The organism is Sphingobium sp. RC1 (assembly GCF_059738765.1).
Genome location: NZ_AP027306.1, coordinates 2,489,261 through 2,506,482, shown reverse-complemented (window position 1 = coordinate 2,506,482; position 17,222 = coordinate 2,489,261). Strand labels below are relative to the sequence as shown.

The window sequence follows — 17,222 nt, the reverse complement described above, 5'->3', positions numbered from 1 at the left end:
GCGTGAAGGTGTTCAAGGGCAACCTGCTTGTTGCCCTCGATCCAAATACGCCCGGTCCCGCTCCATCGGGCGGCCGCCGGCGACAGATTATTATCACTTAACAATGCAGCCGGGGGGCCAAGAATTGGACATGAAAGAAGTGGTCGAATCTGCCGCGAACAATGGTTGGTGGCTGGCACCCGGCATCATCGGACGTCTGATGTTCCACAGCAGGGAAGTGCAAGCTGGCCGCCGCCGCTTTTGGGGCAAGGACATGCCCTTTGAGCTGCTAATCGCAATCGGCATGTCAATGATCGGTTACTCGCTCAGCGTCTATATGGCGCTTCCGGGTGCCGTGGCCGCAGGCTTGATCGGCGCCATCGCCTATCTTGGGCCACGCTTCATCGACACGGCGGGCGCGAGCCTGTTTGATTGGTTCAAGCAACGCAAAGCCTGACGGCGACCCTCAACATCGCAATCGATAAAGGAGCAGCTGATGAAGCTGATCGATGAATGGCGCTCGTGGTGGCGCCTATGGTCCGTGCGCATCAGTGCGGCCGCAACGGCCTGCTGGGCCTATCTGCTCGCCAATCCCGACCAGCTCCAACAGGTGCTCGACGCCGTCCCGCCGGAACTCCGCGACATCGTTCCGCCTGCGGCGCCCGTCGCGGTGTTCGTGCTGGTGACATTTGCGCGCTTGGCTAAGCAGGAGGCGCGGAATGGCCGTAAGTAGGAAGCAGGTCGCCGGGGGAGGCATTGCCGCGGCGATCCTCCTGGCTGCGCCACTGATCGGCCAGTGGGAGGGTAAGCGCAACGATCCCTATTTCGACATCGTGGGCGTGCGTACCGTGTGCTATGGCGAGACGCGCGTCGAGATGCGCCGCTATTCCGATGCTGAATGCCGGGCAATGCTCGATCGGGCGGTGGATGGCTTTGCTCGCCCGGTTGCGCGTTGCACGCCCCTGATCGCTGATCGGCCGTACCAGCTCGCGGCGGCTACCTCCCTCGCATACAATATCGGCTTGGGTGCCTATTGCCGATCGACTGCCGATCGCCGCTTTGACGCTGGCGATTTCAAGAGTGGATGCGCCGCGATCAAGTTCTGGAACAAGGCGGGCGGGCGGGTTGTGCAGGGCTTGAGCAACCGCCGAGAAGACGAATTTCGGCTCTGCATGGTGGGCCTATGAGCGATGTCCTGATCGCCCCCGCGTCCGGCTTCATGCTGGGCGCGGCCACCATCGTCGGCGGGCTCATTCTCGCCTGTGTTCACATCTGGAATGACATCAGCGGCTAGGCCGCTTTCCCATCATCAGCAGGAGGTTGCCATGAAGATATTCGGGTTGCGCATCATCTCGAACAGCCGGTTTAATGACCTGAAGGCCGCAGCCGACACGGCGCTCAACATCGTCCCCAGCGAAACGGCGAAGGCGGTACTGGCCCTGAAGCAGACCGAGATCGGCGCAGCCGTGGCGAACAACATCGAGGCAATCTCGTCGAAGAGCCTGACGGGCGCGGACAAGTTCGAGGCGGTGCTGGCGAACACGCTTCCGCTGGTGGCGAACTTCCTCACCGGCAAGGGCATGGAGGTGGCGATCGACGAGATCGAGGACATTGGGCGGGCCTTGGTCCAGTCAGTCTTCAACGACTTCAAATCGACCACAGCTGGCAGGATCGCCACCCTCATTCTGAAGCTCTTCAAGCTCTTCTGACCGACGCTCCGTCGGCGGTGACCGCAACTTCATGAAAGGACGATGATCGATGGCCGACAAATTCCAGTACAGCGACTCGGTGCAGGCCCCTGCGCGAAAGGCGGTTGCCGTCACCCCGCATGACACGAACCCCCTGACCGACGTTCCAAAGGCGCTGTATGTCGGCGCAGCAGGCAATATCGCATGTCGGCTGGTGGATGATGGCGCGGACGTGACGTTCGTGGGCGTCACGGCTGGCGCCATCCTTCCGATCCGCGTCAGCCATGTGCGTTCGACAAGCACCACGGCCAGTTCGATCGTGGCGCTCTACTGATGAGGCTGGGCTTCCCTTTGGGGATAGGTGCGCCGCGCGGCGGTCCCGGCATCGTCCCCGTGAGCTTCGGCCTGACGATTGGCAACACCAACGCCAATATCGGCAGCGGGTTCACGTCGGGCAGCACATGGGCTGCCGACGCCACCGGCACTGTCAATTTCCTGACCGTTCTCTACGGCACCTCGGGGCCCTATGGCGGCAACTTTCGGCTTGTCATCTATGCCGCTTCGTCCCCGACGACCTGGGGCGCGAAGCTGGCGGAGACTGCTGCACAGTCGGGGATCAATGCCAACCAAGCGAAGAAGGTCGCGCTGCTGTCCCCGCTTAATGTCGTTGCCGGAACGCTTTATGCGCTGTGCGTCCAAACGGACAACAATTTCGGCGTGCGAGCCGATACGGGGCAGACCTGCCGCTATTTCTCAGACAGCTATGGTGACGGCGCTGCTGCGTCGGCCGGCGGCCTGAGCTCCTTCGCCGGCGCGCCTGTCATATTGGCGAGCAGTTCCTAGTAAAGCTGCTGACGGCGCGCTGAAAATGTCCTATGTAAACGAGGTTGGCGTGGGGGTGTCATGCTGTCGACTGCACTATCGAGTTTTCGTTTACGAGCGGGTCAGCTGAAAACTGGATCGCCATTCGACCGACGATCTCATGTTCTTTATGCCGTCTTGGCTGTTTGGTTGGTTGCCTGCGTCCTGGGACTAGCGAACAGCCGCTTCACCATCGGCAATCGGGGCCTCGTCTTCGCATTCGTCGGCTTCTGCTGGGTGGCGGTGAGCGGCCTTCTTGCCCGGCGCTATGGTCTTCCACGCATCGCCCTGTTCCTCGAGACATTCGCCATTCCGCCGATCATCGGATCGCTGGCGTTCGTGTCGTCGGTGTTCATGGCGACGATCAGTGGCCCGTTCGTCGATCGTGGCCTCGCGGCGGTCGATACCGCCCTCTGGTTCGATTGGCGCGGCCTGTTCCAGCTCTACATTCAATATCCTGATCTCGCGGAGCTATCGCGCACGGCCTATTATTCCTTCGCCCTCCAGTTGTCCTTCATTCCGATGCTGGCCTTTGCGTTCGGCCGGTTTGAAACGGTGTGGACCTATCTGCTAGCCTATATGCTCGCGGTCATCGTCACGATCGCCATCTTCCCCCTGTTCCCGGCGGTCGGTCCCTATGTCCGGTATGGGATCAGCCTGAACGATCTGCCCGCCATCGCGGGCGACGTGCCGTGGCAGTGGAAATTCGGCGGCTGGATCGAAGGGCTCCGCGAAGGCCGCATCCACGACATGGCGAAAGTTCCGTCCGGCTTGGCGTCGTTGCCGAGCTTCCATGCTGCCGCCGGCGTGATTTTCATGTGGACGTGTCGCGACCTGGGCCTACTGCGCTGGCCAGTCTATCTGCTCAACGCGGCCATGATCTTCGCCGCGCTCATCATCGGCGCGCATTATCTGATCGACATCCTTGTTGGGGTGGCAGTTGGATTGGCAGCGATCGCCGCCGCCAGGCTCATCATAGAGCGGGCGCGGAAGCGGGTTTCCGAAGGAACATTGGCGGCGATTTAATCGTCTCCGACCGCGCTGCAGAGTTCCCCCACCCCTCTGAAAGTCACGGAAAACCGTGGGTGTCTGTGGTGGCAAAATGGGGGAAGCGACATTGAAAACAAACAGGAAAATGCTTCCACGGCTGAAACACGGGTTCGATTCCCGTAGGGGTCACCATTTTCCAGGCGCAACCTTCATCATGAGCAGCGTTCTGCCGGGATCAAAGCGGCAGCGCGGTCGTTCTTTATGCCTTAGCAACCGGCATGGAAGGCAGCAGGACTCGTGGCGTCACTTCATTGGCCGAGCCAGCTCATCATCGTACGTCATGGCCAGAGCGCCGGAAATGTGGCGCGCGACGCCGCAACTGAAGCACAGTCCGATCGTATAGCCTTGTCCGTGCGTGATGCGGACGTTCCGTTAAGTGGGTTGGGCCGTGAGCAGGCGCAGGCGCTGGGCCATTGGTTCGCCAGCGAGGCGGAAGATCACAGGCCGGAGGTTCTATTGTCGTCCCCCTATCTGCGGGCATTTCAGACCGCGCAGATTTTCCGCAAGGTCGGCGGAGCCGCCGCCGAGGAACCGATCTGCTTCGATGAACGGCTGCGCGAAAAGGAATTCGGAATATTGGATGGGCTGACGACGACGGGCATCCGCAATCTGGAGGCCGACCAGTATGAATTCCGCCAGATGCTCGGAAAATTCTATCATCGGCCGCCGGGCGGAGAAAGCTGGTGCGACGTCATCCTGCGGCTGCGGTCGGTGATGGATACCATATCGCTGCATTATGCCGGACGACGCGTGATGATCTTCACGCATCAGGTCGTGGTGTTGTGCCTTCGCTATATCATCGAAGGGTTGAATGAAGCGGAAATACTGGCGATCGATCGGGCTGGCGATGTCGCGAACTGCGCGATCAGTGACTATATTTATGACCCTTCCCACGGGCGCAATGGCGGGCTGGTGCTGCGCCGTTACAATGTGACCGCGCCGATGGAGGAAGAGGCGACCCCTGTCACACGCGAACCCGATGCCATCGCTGGAGCGCGCGGATGACGCCAGAGACTCTCGATATCGCATGGTTGCGGACGCACCCCATCCCGATTCCCGACCATGACTCCGACAAGGATGGGCGGGGTCGTGTGTTGGTCGTCGGTGGCGCGGAATTCGTGCCCGGTGCGCTCCGCCTGACGGGCGAAGCGGCACTACGGGCGGGTGCTGGAAAGTTGCAGATGGCGACGGTTCGTTCCGCGGCCATGTCGCTGGGCGTGCTGGTTCCCGAAGCCGCGATGACGGCGCTGCCTGCGGAGGAGAATGGCGAGATCGCCGCTGGAGCAGCTGAGCGTCTGGCGCCGCAGCTCGCCCGCTGCGACGCTCTGGTTCTGGGACCGGGCATGAGCGTGAGTGCCCAGACGGACGAACTGGTCGCGGCCATATTAGCCGCCACCGATCCGCCGGTCACCATCGTCCTCGATGCGGCGGCGCTGACTACTGCGCGCGAGTTGCGATCCACTGTTGCCGGGCATGAGGGGCATATCATCCTAACGCCCCATCATGGCGAGATGGCGATCCTGACCGGGCAAAGCGTCGAGGCCGTTTCGGCCGATCCCGCGAAGATCGCGCTGCAAGTGGCCCGGGAATTTCAGGCGGTGGTCATCCTGAAGGGCGACCGCAGCGTGGTCGCGGCTCCGGATGGCGCCTGCCTGTTGTATGAGGGCGGTTGCGTCGGCCTGGCCACCGGCGGTTCGGGCGATGTGCTGGCCGGGATCGTCGGCGGTTTGGCGGCACGCGGTGCTGACCCGTTGCGGGCGGCCGCCTGGGGCAGCTGGCTGCACGGCCGGGCAGGGCGCGAACTTGCCCGCACCATGGGGCCTGTCGGATTTCTGGCGCGCGAATTGCTGCCGCTGATTCCCGGTCTGCTGGAAGAGCCCGGCAACAGTTAGCTGCATCGTTGCGCATCCGAATTCACCTTTATGCGTTTCGGGTGGATGAGCGACAATTTTTCGGTGCTGCCGCATCTGGTCCCTATCGTCATCGCCTATTGCCTGGCTCTGCCTATCGGCTGGAACCGGGAGCGAGCGGAACGCAGCGCTGGCCTGCGCACCTTTCCGCTGGTCGCTGTCGCCAGCTGTGGCTTTGTCCAGACGGTGGAAGGACTGATGGCGCAGGATCCGTCGGCGCTTGCCCGTGTGCTGGAAGGCGTGATCGCGGGCATAGGATTTCTGGGCGGCGGTGCGATCCTGCAGCAGAGACATGCCGTCAAGGGCACCGCGACCGCCGCGAGCCTCTGGATCACGGGGGCGATTGGCGTTGCAGCGGGGCTTGGCAGCTATGATGTGGCGGTGGTTCTCACCGGCTTCACGCTACTGACTTTCTGGGTCATGGCACCGCTCAAGCCCGAGGAGAATGAACGGGACGCGGAAGAGAAGATCAGCGAACCCGGCGCGCCGCGCTGAGGCGCGGAGTTACCCCAGCGCCGCCTGCTTTTCCGCCGCCAGCCGGTCCAGCTCCGCCCGGCTCTTCTTCTCGCTCGCCGACTTGAGCTGCCCGCAGGCGGCCATGATGTCCCGTCCGCGCGGCGTGCGCACCGGGGCGGAGATGCCGCCTTCGAACACGATTTCCGAAAAGCGCTTGATCCGCTCGGGCGTCGAACATTCATAGTCGGTGCCCGGCCACGGGTTGAAGGGGATCAGGTTGACCTTGGCAGGCAGCTTGTAGTGACGCAGCAGGCGAACCAGTTCGCGCGCATCCTCGTCGCTGTCATTCTTGTCCTTGATCATCACATATTCGAATGTGATGCGGCGCGCATTATTCGCGTTCGGATAGTCGGCGCAGGCTTGCAGCAGCTGTTCGATCCCGAACTTCTTGTTGAGCGGCACGAGTTCGTCGCGCACGTCCTTCGTCACGGCATGGAGTGACACGGCAAGGTTTACGCCAATCTCTTCCCCCGCGCGCGCCATCATCGGCACTACGCCGGAGGTGGAGAGGGTGATCCGCCGCTTCGACAGAGCGAGGCCATCGCCGTCCATGACGACCTTCAGCGCGTCGCGCACATGATCGAAATTATAAAGCGGCTCGCCCATCCCCATCATCACGATGTTGGTGAGCATTCGCCCGTCGGGGCTATATTGCGAGCTATCGTCCGCTTCGTCATCATTGGCGGACGCCATGCTGCCCTTCGGCCATTCGCCCAGCGCATCGCGGGCCAGCATGACCTGCCCGACAATTTCGCCGGGCGTCAGGTTGCGCACGAGGCGCATGGTGCCCGTATGACAGAAACGGCAATTGAGCGTGCAGCCCACCTGGCTCGAAACGCAGAGCGTTCCGCGATCGGCGTCCGGGATGAACACCATCTCATAATCCTGCCCGTCGTCCGACCGGAGCAGCCATTTACGGGTGCCGTCGCTCGACACTTGGGCTTCGACGACCTCGGGACGCCCCACGATAAAGCGCTCCGCCATCCAGCCGCGCATCGGCTTGGCAAGGTCGGTCATCACATCGAAATCGGTTTCGCCGCGATGATAGAGCCAGTGGAAGAGCTGTTTCGACCGCAGCTTTGCCTGCTTGGCATCCAGCCCCGCTTCCTCCAGCGCGCTTTTGATCTGCGGGCGCGACAGGCCCATCAGGTCGGTGCGTCCATCTTCGCGGGGCGTCACCGCGCGCGGGACGGGCACAGGGTCGATAGCGCCGGGAATCGGCATCAAGGGGCTGGCGGATGAATGCATGGCAGCGCCCATAGCGGATTTGGCGCAATTTTGAAAGGGCGGGCGCTACCGGTGGATCAATGCGCCGTGCGTCTACGACGGCAGGAGCCCAGTCCCGTCGTTCGATCTGGGTTCCTGCCTTCGCAGGAACACGCAATGCGTCGTCTCACCGCAGCCGCGCGCAGCCCAATGCCGCCGCGTCGATCGCTGTTGCGGCGCCGCGCAAGGTGTAGGTGTCCGCGAAACCGCGCCCATTTGCGCCCTGCGTCTGTACGCTCATGCTGCCTGCCGATCGCATGGCCGCAATGATGGCCGCGTCCGCGCGAGGGTCGGGCGCCCACGCATCAGCCTGTCCCGCAACCAGCGGGAAGCGCCTCTCCCCAACATTCAGGATAACGGGAGAGCTATCCGCCCGCACCCGGCTCAGCCGGAAATGCACCTGTCCGCGTACGCGCTGGCGCGGCCAGTTCCCAACGGCGGCGAAGCCATTGCCAGCCCGGCTCACGGGTTTGGAGATGGCATAGCAACGCGGTGCCGCCGGGTCACGGAACGCCCCCCAAGCCTCGAACATGCCGAGCGAGTCCCTTGCGAATGTCGGCGTCGCGATCAGCAGGGGCAGGAACCAGACGTGCTTCATGACGCTGGCAAAGCCCATCATGTCCTCTTTTGCAACCCTTGCCGTCACGAAACGATCAGCAGGTGCTTGCCGCCGCCGCAACAGTGGTTATGAAGGATCATCCATCATTGTCGCCCGGATTCGACCGCATCCGGGCTTTGCGCAGAAAAGAAACGGACAAACAGGGACATGAAGGCCACCATCGAACGCGCCACGCTCCTCAAGAGCCTCAGCCACGTCCAGTCGGTGGTAGAGCGGCGCAATACGATTCCGATCCTGTCCAACGTGCTGATCGAAGCGTCTGCCGATGGCGCGATCAAGCTGATGGCGACCGACCTCGACCTCCAGATTGTCGAAAGCGTGTCCGCGCAGGTGGAACAGCCCGGCGCGACGACCATTTCGGCGCACACCCTGTTCGACATCGCCCGCAAGCTGCCCGAAGGGTCGCAGGTGTCGCTCCAGGCGGCGGAAGGCAAGATGCTGATCCAGGCGGGCCGCGCCCGCTTCAACCTGTCGACCCTGCCGCGCGATGACTTCCCGGTTATCGCGGAAGGCGACCTGCCGACCAGCTTCGAACTGCCCGCAGAGACGCTGAAGCAGATCATCGACAAGACGCGCTTTGCCATCTCGACCGAAGAGACACGCTATTATCTGAACGGCATTTATTTCCATGTGTCGGATGAGGGCCAGCCGGTCCTGAAGGCAGCGGCTACCGACGGGCACCGCCTCGCCCGCGTCACCGTGCCGCGTCCCGATGGCGCCGACGGCATGCCGGGCATCATCATCCCCCGCAAGTGCATTGGCGAACTCCGCAAGCTGCTCGATGAAGTCGAGGGCTCGGTCCAGATCACCCTGTCGGCGAGCAAGATCCGGTTCGGGCTTGGCAGCGCGATCCTCACCAGCAAGCTGATCGACGGCACTTTCCCCGATTACAGCCGCGTCATTCCCACCGCGAACGACAAGCTGCTCAAGATCGACCCGCGCAGCTTCGAGGAGGGCGTGGACCGCGTCGCTACGATCGCGACGGAAAAGACCCGGGCGGTCAAGATGACGCTCGATCGCGACAAGATCACCCTGTCGGTCACCAGTCCCGAAAACGGCACGGCGGCTGAAGAAGTGCCGGGTGCGTTTCAGGGCGAGGGCTTTGATATCGGCTTCAACGCCCGCTATCTGCTCGACATTCTGGGCCAGATCGACAGCGAGACGGTCGAACTACACCTCGCCGACGCGGCAGCGCCGACGCTCATTCGGGAAAATGATCGCAGCCCTGCGCTCTATGTCCTGATGCCGATGCGCGTTTAGTCGGAAACAGGGTGAGCGGTCCTGCGGGACCGCATGCCTCATTCTGCTCAGTCTGTTTTGGCCTCTGTTGGACGAACATTGAGGCAAGTTTGGCGTCGCGAGAGGGGCGTTCCCTCTCCCGTAACGTTTTGCCAGCCGGTCGGGTAAGTTTCTTTCAACATCTGTGCGTTACGCACGTCATATGGCCCCGTCGCGTACCAAGCTGAACGATACATTGTATCGACCTGCCGATCTTGCGGTGGCGCTGGGCCTGGCTGAGGGCGGGACGCAGGCGTCGGCCTTCTGGATATCCGGAGCCTTCGCCCATATCGCCCGCCTCTGGCCGCTGGTGCTGCTGGGCAAGCTGTGCACGATCACGTTACTCCATGTGCCACTGTTCACCTTTGGCAACATTCTCCACTTCCTCACATTCCTGGCGATGTTGCTGATAGATGGCGTGCTGATCGCCGCTCCACGTGCGGAACGATTCCAGAATCTACGGCCGCATGTGCAGAAATGGCTGATGCTGCCGATGGTGCTGCTGTCGAGCATGAGCTTCAGCATGTTGCTGGGTCCGGCGCAATTTGCAGGACCATTGTCGATTTCTCTCGCGGCAGAAGTCGCGATGGCGTTGATCGCCGTGTCGATATTCGGCGACCGGCGGTTGCTGGGCGTCAGTTATTTTCTGGGCACATTGATCGTTTCGGCGTTTCAGGAAGCGGGCTTTGCGCAACTGGGTTTGTTGGTGAGTTGCATCGCGGTCATGATGATTGCCGCGGTGCGCCAGGCAACGTCTGATTTCGAACGGGCAATCGCCCAACATCAACAGGACCTTCGCGCGCAACGATCCGACCGCCTGTTGCAGGAATATGAGCAGTCGGGGCAGGGCTGGTTCTGGGAAACCGATCGCCAGGGCTGCCTTACTTATCTTTCGGAAACGCTTGCGCGGACATTGGATATTGCGGAGGACGAACTTGTCGGCCAGTTGATCACCGACATTGTCTCTGCGGGTGATCATCAAAATGGCGGGGGCGAGCGCACGCTCGGCTTCCATTTATCGACGCGCACCGGCTTTTCAGACATCCATGTTCGAGCCGCGGCGACCCGCGACGAGCGCTGGTGGTCGATATCCGGACAGCCGGTGTTCAACGAATTTGGCCAGTTCCACGGCTTTCGCGGGAGCGGCACCGACCTTACCGAAATGCGCCGAAGCCAGGCGGAGGTGAAGCGTCTTGCCCAGTTCGATTCGCTCACCGGGCTTGCCAATCGCGTGCAGATGCTGCGGTCGCTGGAAGATGCCGTGGCCGGTGCGCCCGGAAAGCCGGGCGATTGCGCGCTGCTGATGCTGGATCTGGATCGCTTCAAGACCGTCAACGATACTCTCGGCCACCCCGCCGGGGACGCGCTGCTGCGGCAGGTGAGCCAGCGTCTCCAACGTGTCGCGGGCGATCGCGGGCTTGTAGGGCGGCAGGGCGGTGACGAATTCAAGGTGCTGCTGCCCGGCAGACATGATCGTGCACTGCTGTCCCAACTATCTACGATGATCATCAACACGCTGTCGCAACCCTATATGATTGAGGGGAAGGCGGTCGTCATCGGCGTGTCCATCGGGATTTCCTGTTGCCCGCATGACGGCGACACGGCCGATGCGCTGATCCGCAACGCCGATCTCGCGCTCTACGCTGCAAAAGGCGACGGGCGTGGCGTCCATCGCTTCTATTCGTCCGAAATGCACGCCGATGCAGAGGGGCGTCGGCAGCTGGAGGAGGATCTGCGCCACGCGCTGGCTTCGGACGGGCTGCACCTTGTCTATCAGCCGGTCGTGTCTTCGAGGACGGAGAGGGTCACTGGTTATGAAGCGCTGCTGCGCTGGACGCATCCCGTACGTGGTGAGATTTCGCCATCCATTTTCGTGCCCATCGCCGAGGAGACAGGGCTTATCGGGCCAATGGGTGACTGGGTACTCCGCACCGCCTGTCGCGACGCTTCGGAGTGGGACGAAGATATTCGCGTCGCCGTCAATGTCTCGCCGATCCAGTTCGCCAACCCCGGATTGCCCGCCACGGTCATGAATGCGCTTGCCGCTTCCCAACTCGCGCCCCAGCGGCTGGAGCTTGAGATCACCGAAAGCGTGTTCCTGAATGACAATGACGGAACGGATTCGATGTTCGCCCGGCTTAAAGGGATAGGCGTCCGTCTGGCGCTCGACGATTTCGGCACAGGCTACTCCTCGCTTGGCTATTTGAAGAAAGCGCCCTTCGACAAGATCAAGATCGACCAGAGCTTTGTGCGCGGCGCGGTGATGACCGGCAGCCGCAACAGCGCGATCATCAAGGCAATCGTCAGCCTGGCTGAGGCGCTTGGCATGGACACCACGGCGGAGGGCGCGGAGACACAGGACGAACTGGCGCTGATCCGCGATCTGGGGTGCAGCCATATACAGGGCTATGTCTATGGCCGCCCGCTTGTTGCCAGCGACGTGCTGGCCCGGCACCGCGCGCACGGCACGGTGGCGCTGGTGGAGGGTTTCCAGTCCAGCCGCCCGGAGCGCAAGACGATGCTGCGGACGATCGCGGTGCATGCCGATGGTCACGCCTATACCGGCCGCATCCGCAACATCTCCTCCACCGGTGCCATGATCGAGGGGCTGTGGCATGTGCCCCAGGGCACCCAATTGTCGATCGAGTTCAGTGACAGCCAAAATGTGAGCGCTGTGGTTCGCTGGTCGCGCGAGGATCGGATGGGCGTTGAATTTACCAGCGCCATCGACATCGCCGCTGCCTGCGCCCTGCCTCGATCATTGGCATCCTGACCTGACCCGGTTCGGGTGGCGACGCTCGCAGGCGCATAAAAAAGGAGCTGTCGGGTGACAGCTCCTTTTGTTGTACGTGGCGGATGTTTCAGGCGGCGATCGCTACCTGTTCGGCCTGAACAAGGCCATGCGCGACATCCTTGACCAATGTGATGAAACGTCCGGCTTCCCGTGCGATCATCGCCTTGTTGAAACAGGCCGCAGCACCCCGGTCCAGCGCCTCGGCCATGATCGGTGCTCCGTCGCGCATCAGGCTGGACAGCATGATGACGGGGCAGGGATCGATGTCCATGATCTCGTCAAGGATGCTGAGCCCATCCCGGCCCGGCATGGCGACGTCCATCGTCACCACATCGGGCTTTTCCATGCGGATGAGGTCGATCGCTTCTTCGCCGTTGCGGGCGATGCCCACGACATCGAACCGGCAATCGCGTTCCAGCAGCGTCTCGATCATGGCGCGAATGGTCAGCGAGTCATCGACCACCACGATCCGTATCGGCTTTGCCATGCATTCCTCCGACCCTTGTCTTCCAAGATCATAACGGACGGAATTTAGAGAGTTTTAGGCAAAAGTCAGAAGAACAGCTTGCGGAATGAAATGCTGATCGTGCGGCCCAGCGGATCGAGATAGCCCTGCTGGTAGCGCAGCGGGGTGCCTCCGGTCGCGTCGGTCACGTCGCGGCGCGTATTAAAGATATTGTCGATGCCGACCGACACCCGCGATCCGCGCAGGAAGGGATGGTTCTTAACCAGCGAAGGCATTTGTCCCAGATTGGCGAACAGCCGCAGGTTCGCGGTTGCCAGACTTCCGAAATCGAGCCGAGACGTGCCGCCCAGCGCGCCATCGACATGCGTGCCGCTTTCCCAATCGACGCTCAGCCGCGCGCCAAGCCCGTTGTTCGTGTAGCCGACGCGCGCCTCCACCTCATGCCGGGGCTGCCCGCCCGATGATCCCGTCGCATCGCCATTCAACAGATCGAGTTCCGGCACGCCCGGCGCGATCAGGATGCTCTCGGTAAAATGCCATGTGTGGTAGAGGCTGAAGTTGAGGCGCCCGCCGCCGCCTCCACGTCCGCCGCCCATGCCGCCCGGCCCGCCAAAACCGCCGCCCGGTCGTCCGCCACCGCCGGGGCCGCCAAAGCCGCTTTCTCCACGCGGCCGGTCTCCGCCGTCCTGGCCGCCCTGTGCTCCACGCTCTCCACCGCGTCCGCCTCGATTGCCGAACAGGGCGCGCATATCCTGCAACTCCTTGGGGCGATCTTCCGGCTTTGCACCGGCAGCGCGCCAAGCCTCTGCCAACTTCTGGATGCGAGACTTCAGCGGGAAGGAGAGGTCGAAGCCCCAACGCAGCTGTTCGCTTTGTGAGCGCAGATAATTGATCGGCGTCGCATCGATTTCGGTCAGCAAACCGCCGACGCGAGTGAAGCGGCCACCGAAGGCATCCTCGATCGCGGGGGTGGGTTCCGGGAAAGCCGCGATTGGATTACTCGTCCGGCTGTTGAGGTAGGTCGCGGTCAGGGTCAGGTTGGGCTTGTCGAAAGGCTTCACCGTTGCGCTCAGCCGGAACTGGTCGCGCACGCTTTCCTTCAATTGGGCGTTGCCCCCCGTCACCCGCGTGACGAAGACGGTCTGGCCGCTTTGATAATCAAAGACGGGTACATTCTCCGTCCTGACTTCAGGATCGCTAAGCTGGTTGCCCGTTGGCGCGGCTCGGTCCTGGTTCGCGGACACCAGCAGTTGCACCGCAGGGATCGGCCGCCAGCGGAGGCCATAACCAAGCGTGGAGAGCGTGCCGAAGTCCGAAAGCTCCTGCACCGCCGCATTCACATTGACGCCGATATCGCCAACCGCGCCCAGCACGCCTCTCGCCTTGCTGGTGATCGGCACATCGAGAGTGATCTGCCCGCTCGCGATCTGCCGGTCATAATCGACGTCCTGCTCGAACCCGTTGCGGATCGACCAGCCCTCAAATCCATTGGCCGACGCCCCCACCCGGACGGAGCTTGTGACGGCGCCCGCAGGCAGGTCGAAGACAGGGCCTGACAGCAGCAGGTCGCCCGTCACGGTCTGCGATCGCGCGCTCGCCTGGTCGGTCGACGCCGATCGGTCGGTTCGCGTGCGCGTATCCGACACGTCGCCATTGCCAGTAAAGGACCATTGCCAGCCCTTTCCGAGCAGGCCGTTGAAAGTGAGGCCCAGATGGCCGGTCGTTCCGCGAATCTGCTGGTCGAGCCGGTTATCCCGCAGAAATTCGGTATAGAGCGGCCCGTTGCCGATCGGCGCGGCAAGTGCGGCGGCAGACAGTCCTTGCAGCGAGTCATTGTCCGACAGCTCGACCCGACCGTTGACGGTCATCGATACGCCGCCGAGCGCGCGCGCATAGGTGGCGTTCGCGGACACGCTCTCGGTCGCCGGGCTTAACGTGCGAAAGCGGGTGATGTCGATCAACGCCGGACTGATCGCCGTCCGTTCGATCCCGCGCTCGCTTTCCAGTAGTGAAGCGGCGGCATTATATTTGACGTTCAACGTAAAGCGATTGTCGCCCCGGATGCGCAGCAGACCTGCCTCGGCGGACCCGCTTTCTCGCCCGCCATCGGTGGTCGTGGCTGCTCGCAAATCGGCCAGCTCCGCGCGGAAACGCTGGCGCAGGACGATGTTCGCTACCTTCTGCGTTGGTGCATAGCCGTAGGACAGGGCGACCTGTTCCGGCAGGATGTCGACCCGCGCCACGGCCTCGGACGGGATGTCCTGGATTTCGGAAAAGCTGGAAATGCGCTTTCCGTTCAGCAGCACGACCGGGGTCCCGTTCGTCTGTACCGACAATTCGGTGATCATTTCCGAAATGGATGTGACGCCCAGAGCGCGGATGTCGGCGGAAGAAAGCTGCTGTTCGGGCTTGATATTGCCCAGCACCGCGCCCCGCTGCGGCTGGCCGGTGACGATGATTTCGTCGCCTTCCTCCATCTGCGCAGGCGGCTCCTGGGCTGAAGTCTGCGCCATCAGCGCAGCGGGCGATGCGCCCATCATGAAAAACAGCATCAGCGAAGCCGGTCGGCGCACGAACATACCCCTTTTGGAAAAAGCGAACCTTTGATGGTCCGTCACTAGGGGCGAACTGTCTCAAAATCTTGGCAAGGCCAAGGCGAATTTGTCGCAAATTGTAGCAAACGCCCTCACGCACTGCGGTTCCCTTCGTTCATCGGCTCGCCTAGGCTGAGTGCATGCGCACTTTATACCCTGCAATCGACCCTTACGCTCACGGCCACCTCGACGTCGGCGATGGTCATTCCGTCTATTGGGAGCGCGTCGGCACGCCGGGGGCAAAGCCTGCGGTCTTCCTCCACGGTGGGCCGGGAGGCGGCATCTCGCCCGATCACCGCCGCCTGTTCGATCCGGATCGCTACGACATTTTACTCTTCGACCAGCGCGGTTGCGGCCGGTCGACGCCGCATGCGGCTCTGGAAGCAAATACGACCTGGCATCTCGTGGCGGACCTAGAGCGCTTGCGGGAATTGATGGGTGTTGATCAATGGCTTGTCTTCGGAGGCAGCTGGGGTTCGGCGCTGGCGCTTGCTTATGCACAGAGCCATCCGTCCCATGTCAGCGAATTGATTCTGCGCGGCATCTTCACGCTGCGCCAACAGGAGATCGACTGGTATTATCAGGAAGGTGCCAACCGCATCTATCCAGATAAGTGGGAACGCTTCCTTGCTCCCATAGCGGAGCCGGATCGTGGCGACTTGCTTCATGCCTATCACCGCATCCTGACGGGCGAAAATCGTTTGGCGCAGGTCGCGGCGGCCAAGGCGTGGAGCGTCTGGGAAGGCGAAACGATCCGTTTGCTGCCAGACGCTGCACTGTCAGCAACGCATGAGGATGATGCGTTCGCACTCGCCTTCGCGCGGATCGAAAATCATTATTTCGTCCATCGCGGCTGGCTGGAGGAAGGACAGCTCATCCGCAATGCGGGCAAGCTCTGCGATATTCCCGGCGTGATCGTTCAGGGTCGCTATGACATGGCCTGTCCTGTCGAGACCGCCTGGGCGCTGCACAAGGCATTGCCCGAAGCACGGTTCGAGATGATCGAGGGCGCCGGGCACGCCTATAATGAACCCGGCATCCTCGACGCCCTGATCCGCGCCACGGACAGTTTCGCAATCTGAAATTCAGATGGTGAAGGGGGATGGGCGATCGTCGAGCATCAAAAGCTCAAGGCTCGCCCTTGGACTCCTGCATCCGCCGTTCGGCAAACCATTGTTCCAGCATCTTGGCGGTGCAGCCGGTAAAGCCATTGCTGCCGATCGCCGAGCAGCTGCCGGGAAGATTCTGGCGCTGTACATCTTCCATCGTCGCCACTTGGCTACCCCAGCCCGGCCCACCGGACGGGGTGGGTTTTTCGCGCAATTTCTTCGGGATGCGGTAGCGTTCGGACTCAGGCTTGCGCGCGCAAACGACGATCTCGTCGCCTTCGCCTTTGGGACAGGGGTCGTTCCCATAGACGATCAGATTGAACACACGTTGTGGCGGCTCGGCCCTGGCTGGGGCGAGTAAGGCTACGGGCGCGAGCACCGCCATGGCGAGGAAGGCATGAACCGGGAAGCGCATAGGTGATATCCTCTTTTCGCCCCTGTCCACCGGCGGAGTGCCCAATTCCGCCAGCCTTACCCAGACGCCAAGCGCCCGGAGCAACCGTCAGGGCTGCGTCGGTGTAGCCGGTTGCGGCGCGGTCTGCTGTGGTTGGCTGGCCTGCGCCTTTTCCTCCGATACGGCTCGCGCTTCGATCGCCTTGCTATCCGCATCGATGGTGGAAAGCCGCCGCGCGCGCTCTGCGGCTACCAAGTCCTTCCAGCTGGCGTTGTCCGCCGCCTGCCGTTCCGCCTTGGCAAGCCTTGCCAACTGGTTGAAGCAGCCGGTGAAACCGCCGGGGCCAGTGGCAGAGCAGCTTTCCGTGCCGGTGCGGCCAACATATTCCATCGACCGCACGCGCTCGCCCCATGCCTGATTGCTCGGCTTGTTGGGATCGCCGCGCAGCGGTTCAGGAATGCGGTAGCGTTCTTCCTCCCCCTTACGCGCGCAAACGACAATGTCGGTGCCAGCGCTTTGCGGGCACGCGTCTTCGCCATAGACGATGACCAGATTGACGCGCTCCGATCCCGTCGTGCCGGCAGCGGCGGTGGGCGCCTGCTCCTGCGTGGGTCCAGCCTGCTGCTGCGCCATGGCGGGCAGTGTGCTCGCAGCCATCAGCAGCATGGCGGCTGTCGCGGTCTTCATCATCGTCTTTA

At 62.4% G+C, this 17,222-nt stretch carries 20 protein-coding genes; 14 read left to right on the top strand and 6 right to left on the bottom strand.

Annotation, left to right across the window (positions count from 1 at the left end):
* Nucleotides 1-130 precede the first annotated feature (130 nt).
* The 10 genes from AC6JBC_RS12495 to AC6JBC_RS12450 all read left to right on the top strand — a co-directional run bounded on the left by AC6JBC_RS12495 (nucleotide 131) and on the right by AC6JBC_RS12450 (nucleotide 5,983).
* Complete coding sequence (locus AC6JBC_RS12495) at nucleotides 131-436, top strand: phage holin family protein (protein ID WP_498024580.1); 306 nt, start codon at nucleotides 131-133, stop codon at nucleotides 434-436.
* Nucleotides 437-475: 39 nt separating this feature from the next.
* Nucleotides 476-712 carry a DUF7940 domain-containing protein gene (locus AC6JBC_RS12490; RefSeq protein WP_498024578.1) on the top strand — a complete coding sequence of 79 codons (237 nt, stop codon included), beginning with the start codon at nucleotides 476-478 and terminating at the stop codon, nucleotides 710-712.
* A complete protein-coding gene (locus AC6JBC_RS12485; RefSeq protein ID WP_498024577.1) occupies nucleotides 699-1,166 on the top strand; it encodes a lysozyme in 468 nt (155 codons plus the stop codon). The genes AC6JBC_RS12490 and AC6JBC_RS12485 overlap by 14 nt, the downstream gene beginning before the upstream one ends.
* A gap of 138 nt (nucleotides 1,167-1,304) precedes the next feature.
* Nucleotides 1,305-1,688, top strand: a complete 384-nt coding sequence (locus tag AC6JBC_RS12480) for a hypothetical protein (RefSeq protein WP_498024575.1) — start codon at nucleotides 1,305-1,307, stop codon at nucleotides 1,686-1,688.
* A 49-nt stretch (nucleotides 1,689-1,737) separates the two neighbouring features.
* Complete coding sequence (locus AC6JBC_RS12475; RefSeq protein ID WP_498024573.1) at nucleotides 1,738-2,001, top strand: spike base protein, RCAP_Rcc01079 family; 264 nt, start codon at nucleotides 1,738-1,740, stop codon at nucleotides 1,999-2,001.
* Complete coding sequence (locus tag AC6JBC_RS12470) at nucleotides 2,001-2,510, top strand: hypothetical protein (protein WP_498024572.1); 510 nt, start codon at nucleotides 2,001-2,003, stop codon at nucleotides 2,508-2,510. Before AC6JBC_RS12475 ends, AC6JBC_RS12470 begins: the two co-directional genes overlap by 1 nt.
* Before the next feature lie 156 nt (nucleotides 2,511-2,666).
* Entirely contained in the window at nucleotides 2,667-3,554 is an 888-nt protein-coding gene (locus AC6JBC_RS12465) for a phosphatase PAP2 family protein (RefSeq protein WP_498024571.1), read from the top strand.
* A 261-nt stretch (nucleotides 3,555-3,815) separates the two neighbouring features.
* Nucleotides 3,816-4,583, top strand: a complete 768-nt coding sequence (locus AC6JBC_RS12460) for a histidine phosphatase family protein (RefSeq protein ID WP_498024570.1) — start codon at nucleotides 3,816-3,818, stop codon at nucleotides 4,581-4,583.
* Entirely contained in the window at nucleotides 4,580-5,470 is an 891-nt protein-coding gene (locus AC6JBC_RS12455; protein ID WP_498024568.1) for an NAD(P)H-hydrate dehydratase, read from the top strand. The genes AC6JBC_RS12460 and AC6JBC_RS12455 overlap by 4 nt, the downstream gene beginning before the upstream one ends.
* A gap of 45 nt (nucleotides 5,471-5,515) precedes the next feature.
* Entirely contained in the window at nucleotides 5,516-5,983 is a 468-nt protein-coding gene (locus tag AC6JBC_RS12450) for an MgtC/SapB family protein (RefSeq protein ID WP_498024567.1), read from the top strand.
* Between the two features lie 9 nt (nucleotides 5,984-5,992).
* On the opposite strand, the gene rlmN is transcribed toward AC6JBC_RS12450, so the two are convergent.
* Both rlmN and AC6JBC_RS12440 read right to left on the bottom strand, forming a co-directional pair.
* Nucleotides 5,993-7,252 (bottom strand): dual-specificity RNA methyltransferase RlmN, encoded by a 1,260-nt coding sequence (gene rlmN, locus AC6JBC_RS12445; protein ID WP_498024566.1) that lies wholly within the window; start codon nucleotides 7,250-7,252, stop codon nucleotides 5,993-5,995.
* 145 nt (nucleotides 7,253-7,397) lie between these two features.
* Entirely contained in the window at nucleotides 7,398-7,868 is a 471-nt protein-coding gene (locus AC6JBC_RS12440; protein ID WP_498024565.1) for a hypothetical protein, read from the bottom strand.
* Here AC6JBC_RS12440 and AC6JBC_RS12435 point away from each other — a divergent pair.
* The 3 genes from AC6JBC_RS12435 to AC6JBC_RS12425 all read left to right on the top strand — a co-directional run bounded on the left by AC6JBC_RS12435 (nucleotide 7,867) and on the right by AC6JBC_RS12425 (nucleotide 11,940).
* The gene (locus tag AC6JBC_RS12435; RefSeq protein ID WP_196225143.1) at nucleotides 7,867-8,040 is read left to right on the top strand and encodes a hypothetical protein; all 174 of its coding nucleotides are present in this window, start codon (nucleotides 7,867-7,869) and stop codon (nucleotides 8,038-8,040) included. The two genes, AC6JBC_RS12440 and AC6JBC_RS12435, sit on opposite strands and share 2 nt — an antisense overlap.
* A complete protein-coding gene (gene dnaN / locus AC6JBC_RS12430; protein ID WP_498024564.1) occupies nucleotides 8,037-9,149 on the top strand; it encodes a DNA polymerase III subunit beta in 1,113 nt (370 codons plus the stop codon). Before AC6JBC_RS12435 ends, dnaN begins: the two co-directional genes overlap by 4 nt.
* Before the next feature lie 181 nt (nucleotides 9,150-9,330).
* Nucleotides 9,331-11,940, top strand: a complete 2,610-nt coding sequence (locus AC6JBC_RS12425; RefSeq protein ID WP_464789232.1) for an EAL domain-containing protein — start codon at nucleotides 9,331-9,333, stop codon at nucleotides 11,938-11,940.
* Between the two features lie 88 nt (nucleotides 11,941-12,028).
* Here the strand turns inward: AC6JBC_RS12425 and AC6JBC_RS12420 are convergent, their stop codons facing one another.
* Both AC6JBC_RS12420 and AC6JBC_RS12415 read right to left on the bottom strand, forming a co-directional pair.
* Entirely contained in the window at nucleotides 12,029-12,448 is a 420-nt protein-coding gene (locus AC6JBC_RS12420) for a response regulator (protein WP_498024563.1), read from the bottom strand.
* A gap of 65 nt (nucleotides 12,449-12,513) precedes the next feature.
* Nucleotides 12,514-15,006, bottom strand: coding sequence for a TonB-dependent receptor (locus AC6JBC_RS12415; protein WP_498024561.1), 2,493 nt, complete (start codon nucleotides 15,004-15,006; stop codon nucleotides 12,514-12,516).
* A 155-nt stretch (nucleotides 15,007-15,161) separates the two neighbouring features.
* Between AC6JBC_RS12415 and pip the strand changes: the two genes are divergently transcribed.
* Nucleotides 15,162-16,103 (top strand): prolyl aminopeptidase, encoded by a 942-nt coding sequence (gene pip, locus AC6JBC_RS12410; RefSeq protein WP_498024559.1) that lies wholly within the window; start codon nucleotides 15,162-15,164, stop codon nucleotides 16,101-16,103.
* 46 nt (nucleotides 16,104-16,149) lie between these two features.
* Here pip and AC6JBC_RS12405 read toward each other — a convergent pair whose 3' ends face one another.
* Entirely contained in the window at nucleotides 16,150-16,545 is a 396-nt protein-coding gene (locus AC6JBC_RS12405) for a hypothetical protein (RefSeq protein ID WP_498024558.1), read from the bottom strand.
* A gap of 87 nt (nucleotides 16,546-16,632) precedes the next feature.
* Nucleotides 16,633-17,214, bottom strand: a complete 582-nt coding sequence (locus AC6JBC_RS12400) for a hypothetical protein (protein WP_498024557.1) — start codon at nucleotides 17,212-17,214, stop codon at nucleotides 16,633-16,635.
* Nucleotides 17,215-17,222: the final 8 nt, after the last annotated feature.

Excerpts from the sequence above, each read along its gene's own strand:
- AC6JBC_RS12495 (WP_498024580.1), top strand. The coding sequence starts at position 131 with ATGAAAGAAGTGGTCGAATCTGCCGCGAACAATGGTTGGTGGCTGGCA.
- AC6JBC_RS12490 (WP_498024578.1), top strand. The coding sequence starts at position 476 with ATGAAGCTGATCGATGAATGGCGCTCGTGGTGGCGCCTATGGTCCGTG.
- AC6JBC_RS12485 (WP_498024577.1), top strand. The coding sequence starts at position 699 with ATGGCCGTAAGTAGGAAGCAGGTCGCCGGGGGAGGCATTGCCGCGGCG.
- AC6JBC_RS12480 (WP_498024575.1), top strand. The coding sequence starts at position 1,305 with ATGAAGATATTCGGGTTGCGCATCATCTCGAACAGCCGGTTTAATGAC.
- AC6JBC_RS12475 (WP_498024573.1), top strand. The coding sequence starts at position 1,738 with ATGGCCGACAAATTCCAGTACAGCGACTCGGTGCAGGCCCCTGCGCGA.
- AC6JBC_RS12470 (WP_498024572.1), top strand. The coding sequence starts at position 2,001 with ATGAGGCTGGGCTTCCCTTTGGGGATAGGTGCGCCGCGCGGCGGTCCC.
- AC6JBC_RS12455 (WP_498024568.1), top strand. The coding sequence starts at position 4,580 with ATGACGCCAGAGACTCTCGATATCGCATGGTTGCGGACGCACCCCATC.
- AC6JBC_RS12450 (WP_498024567.1), top strand. The coding sequence starts at position 5,516 with ATGAGCGACAATTTTTCGGTGCTGCCGCATCTGGTCCCTATCGTCATC.
- rlmN (WP_498024566.1), bottom strand. The coding sequence starts at position 7,252 with ATGCATTCATCCGCCAGCCCCTTGATGCCGATTCCCGGCGCTATCGAC.
- AC6JBC_RS12435 (WP_196225143.1), top strand. The coding sequence starts at position 7,867 with ATGACGCTGGCAAAGCCCATCATGTCCTCTTTTGCAACCCTTGCCGTC.
- AC6JBC_RS12440 (WP_498024565.1), bottom strand. The coding sequence starts at position 7,868 with ATGAAGCACGTCTGGTTCCTGCCCCTGCTGATCGCGACGCCGACATTC.
- dnaN (WP_498024564.1), top strand. The coding sequence starts at position 8,037 with ATGAAGGCCACCATCGAACGCGCCACGCTCCTCAAGAGCCTCAGCCAC.
- AC6JBC_RS12425 (WP_464789232.1), top strand. The coding sequence starts at position 9,331 with ATGGCCCCGTCGCGTACCAAGCTGAACGATACATTGTATCGACCTGCC.
- AC6JBC_RS12420 (WP_498024563.1), bottom strand. The coding sequence starts at position 12,448 with ATGGCAAAGCCGATACGGATCGTGGTGGTCGATGACTCGCTGACCATT.
- AC6JBC_RS12415 (WP_498024561.1), bottom strand. The coding sequence starts at position 15,006 with ATGTTCGTGCGCCGACCGGCTTCGCTGATGCTGTTTTTCATGATGGGC.
- pip (WP_498024559.1), top strand. The coding sequence starts at position 15,162 with ATGCGCACTTTATACCCTGCAATCGACCCTTACGCTCACGGCCACCTC.
- AC6JBC_RS12405 (WP_498024558.1), bottom strand. The coding sequence starts at position 16,545 with ATGCGCTTCCCGGTTCATGCCTTCCTCGCCATGGCGGTGCTCGCGCCC.
- AC6JBC_RS12400 (WP_498024557.1), bottom strand. The coding sequence starts at position 17,214 with ATGATGAAGACCGCGACAGCCGCCATGCTGCTGATGGCTGCGAGCACA.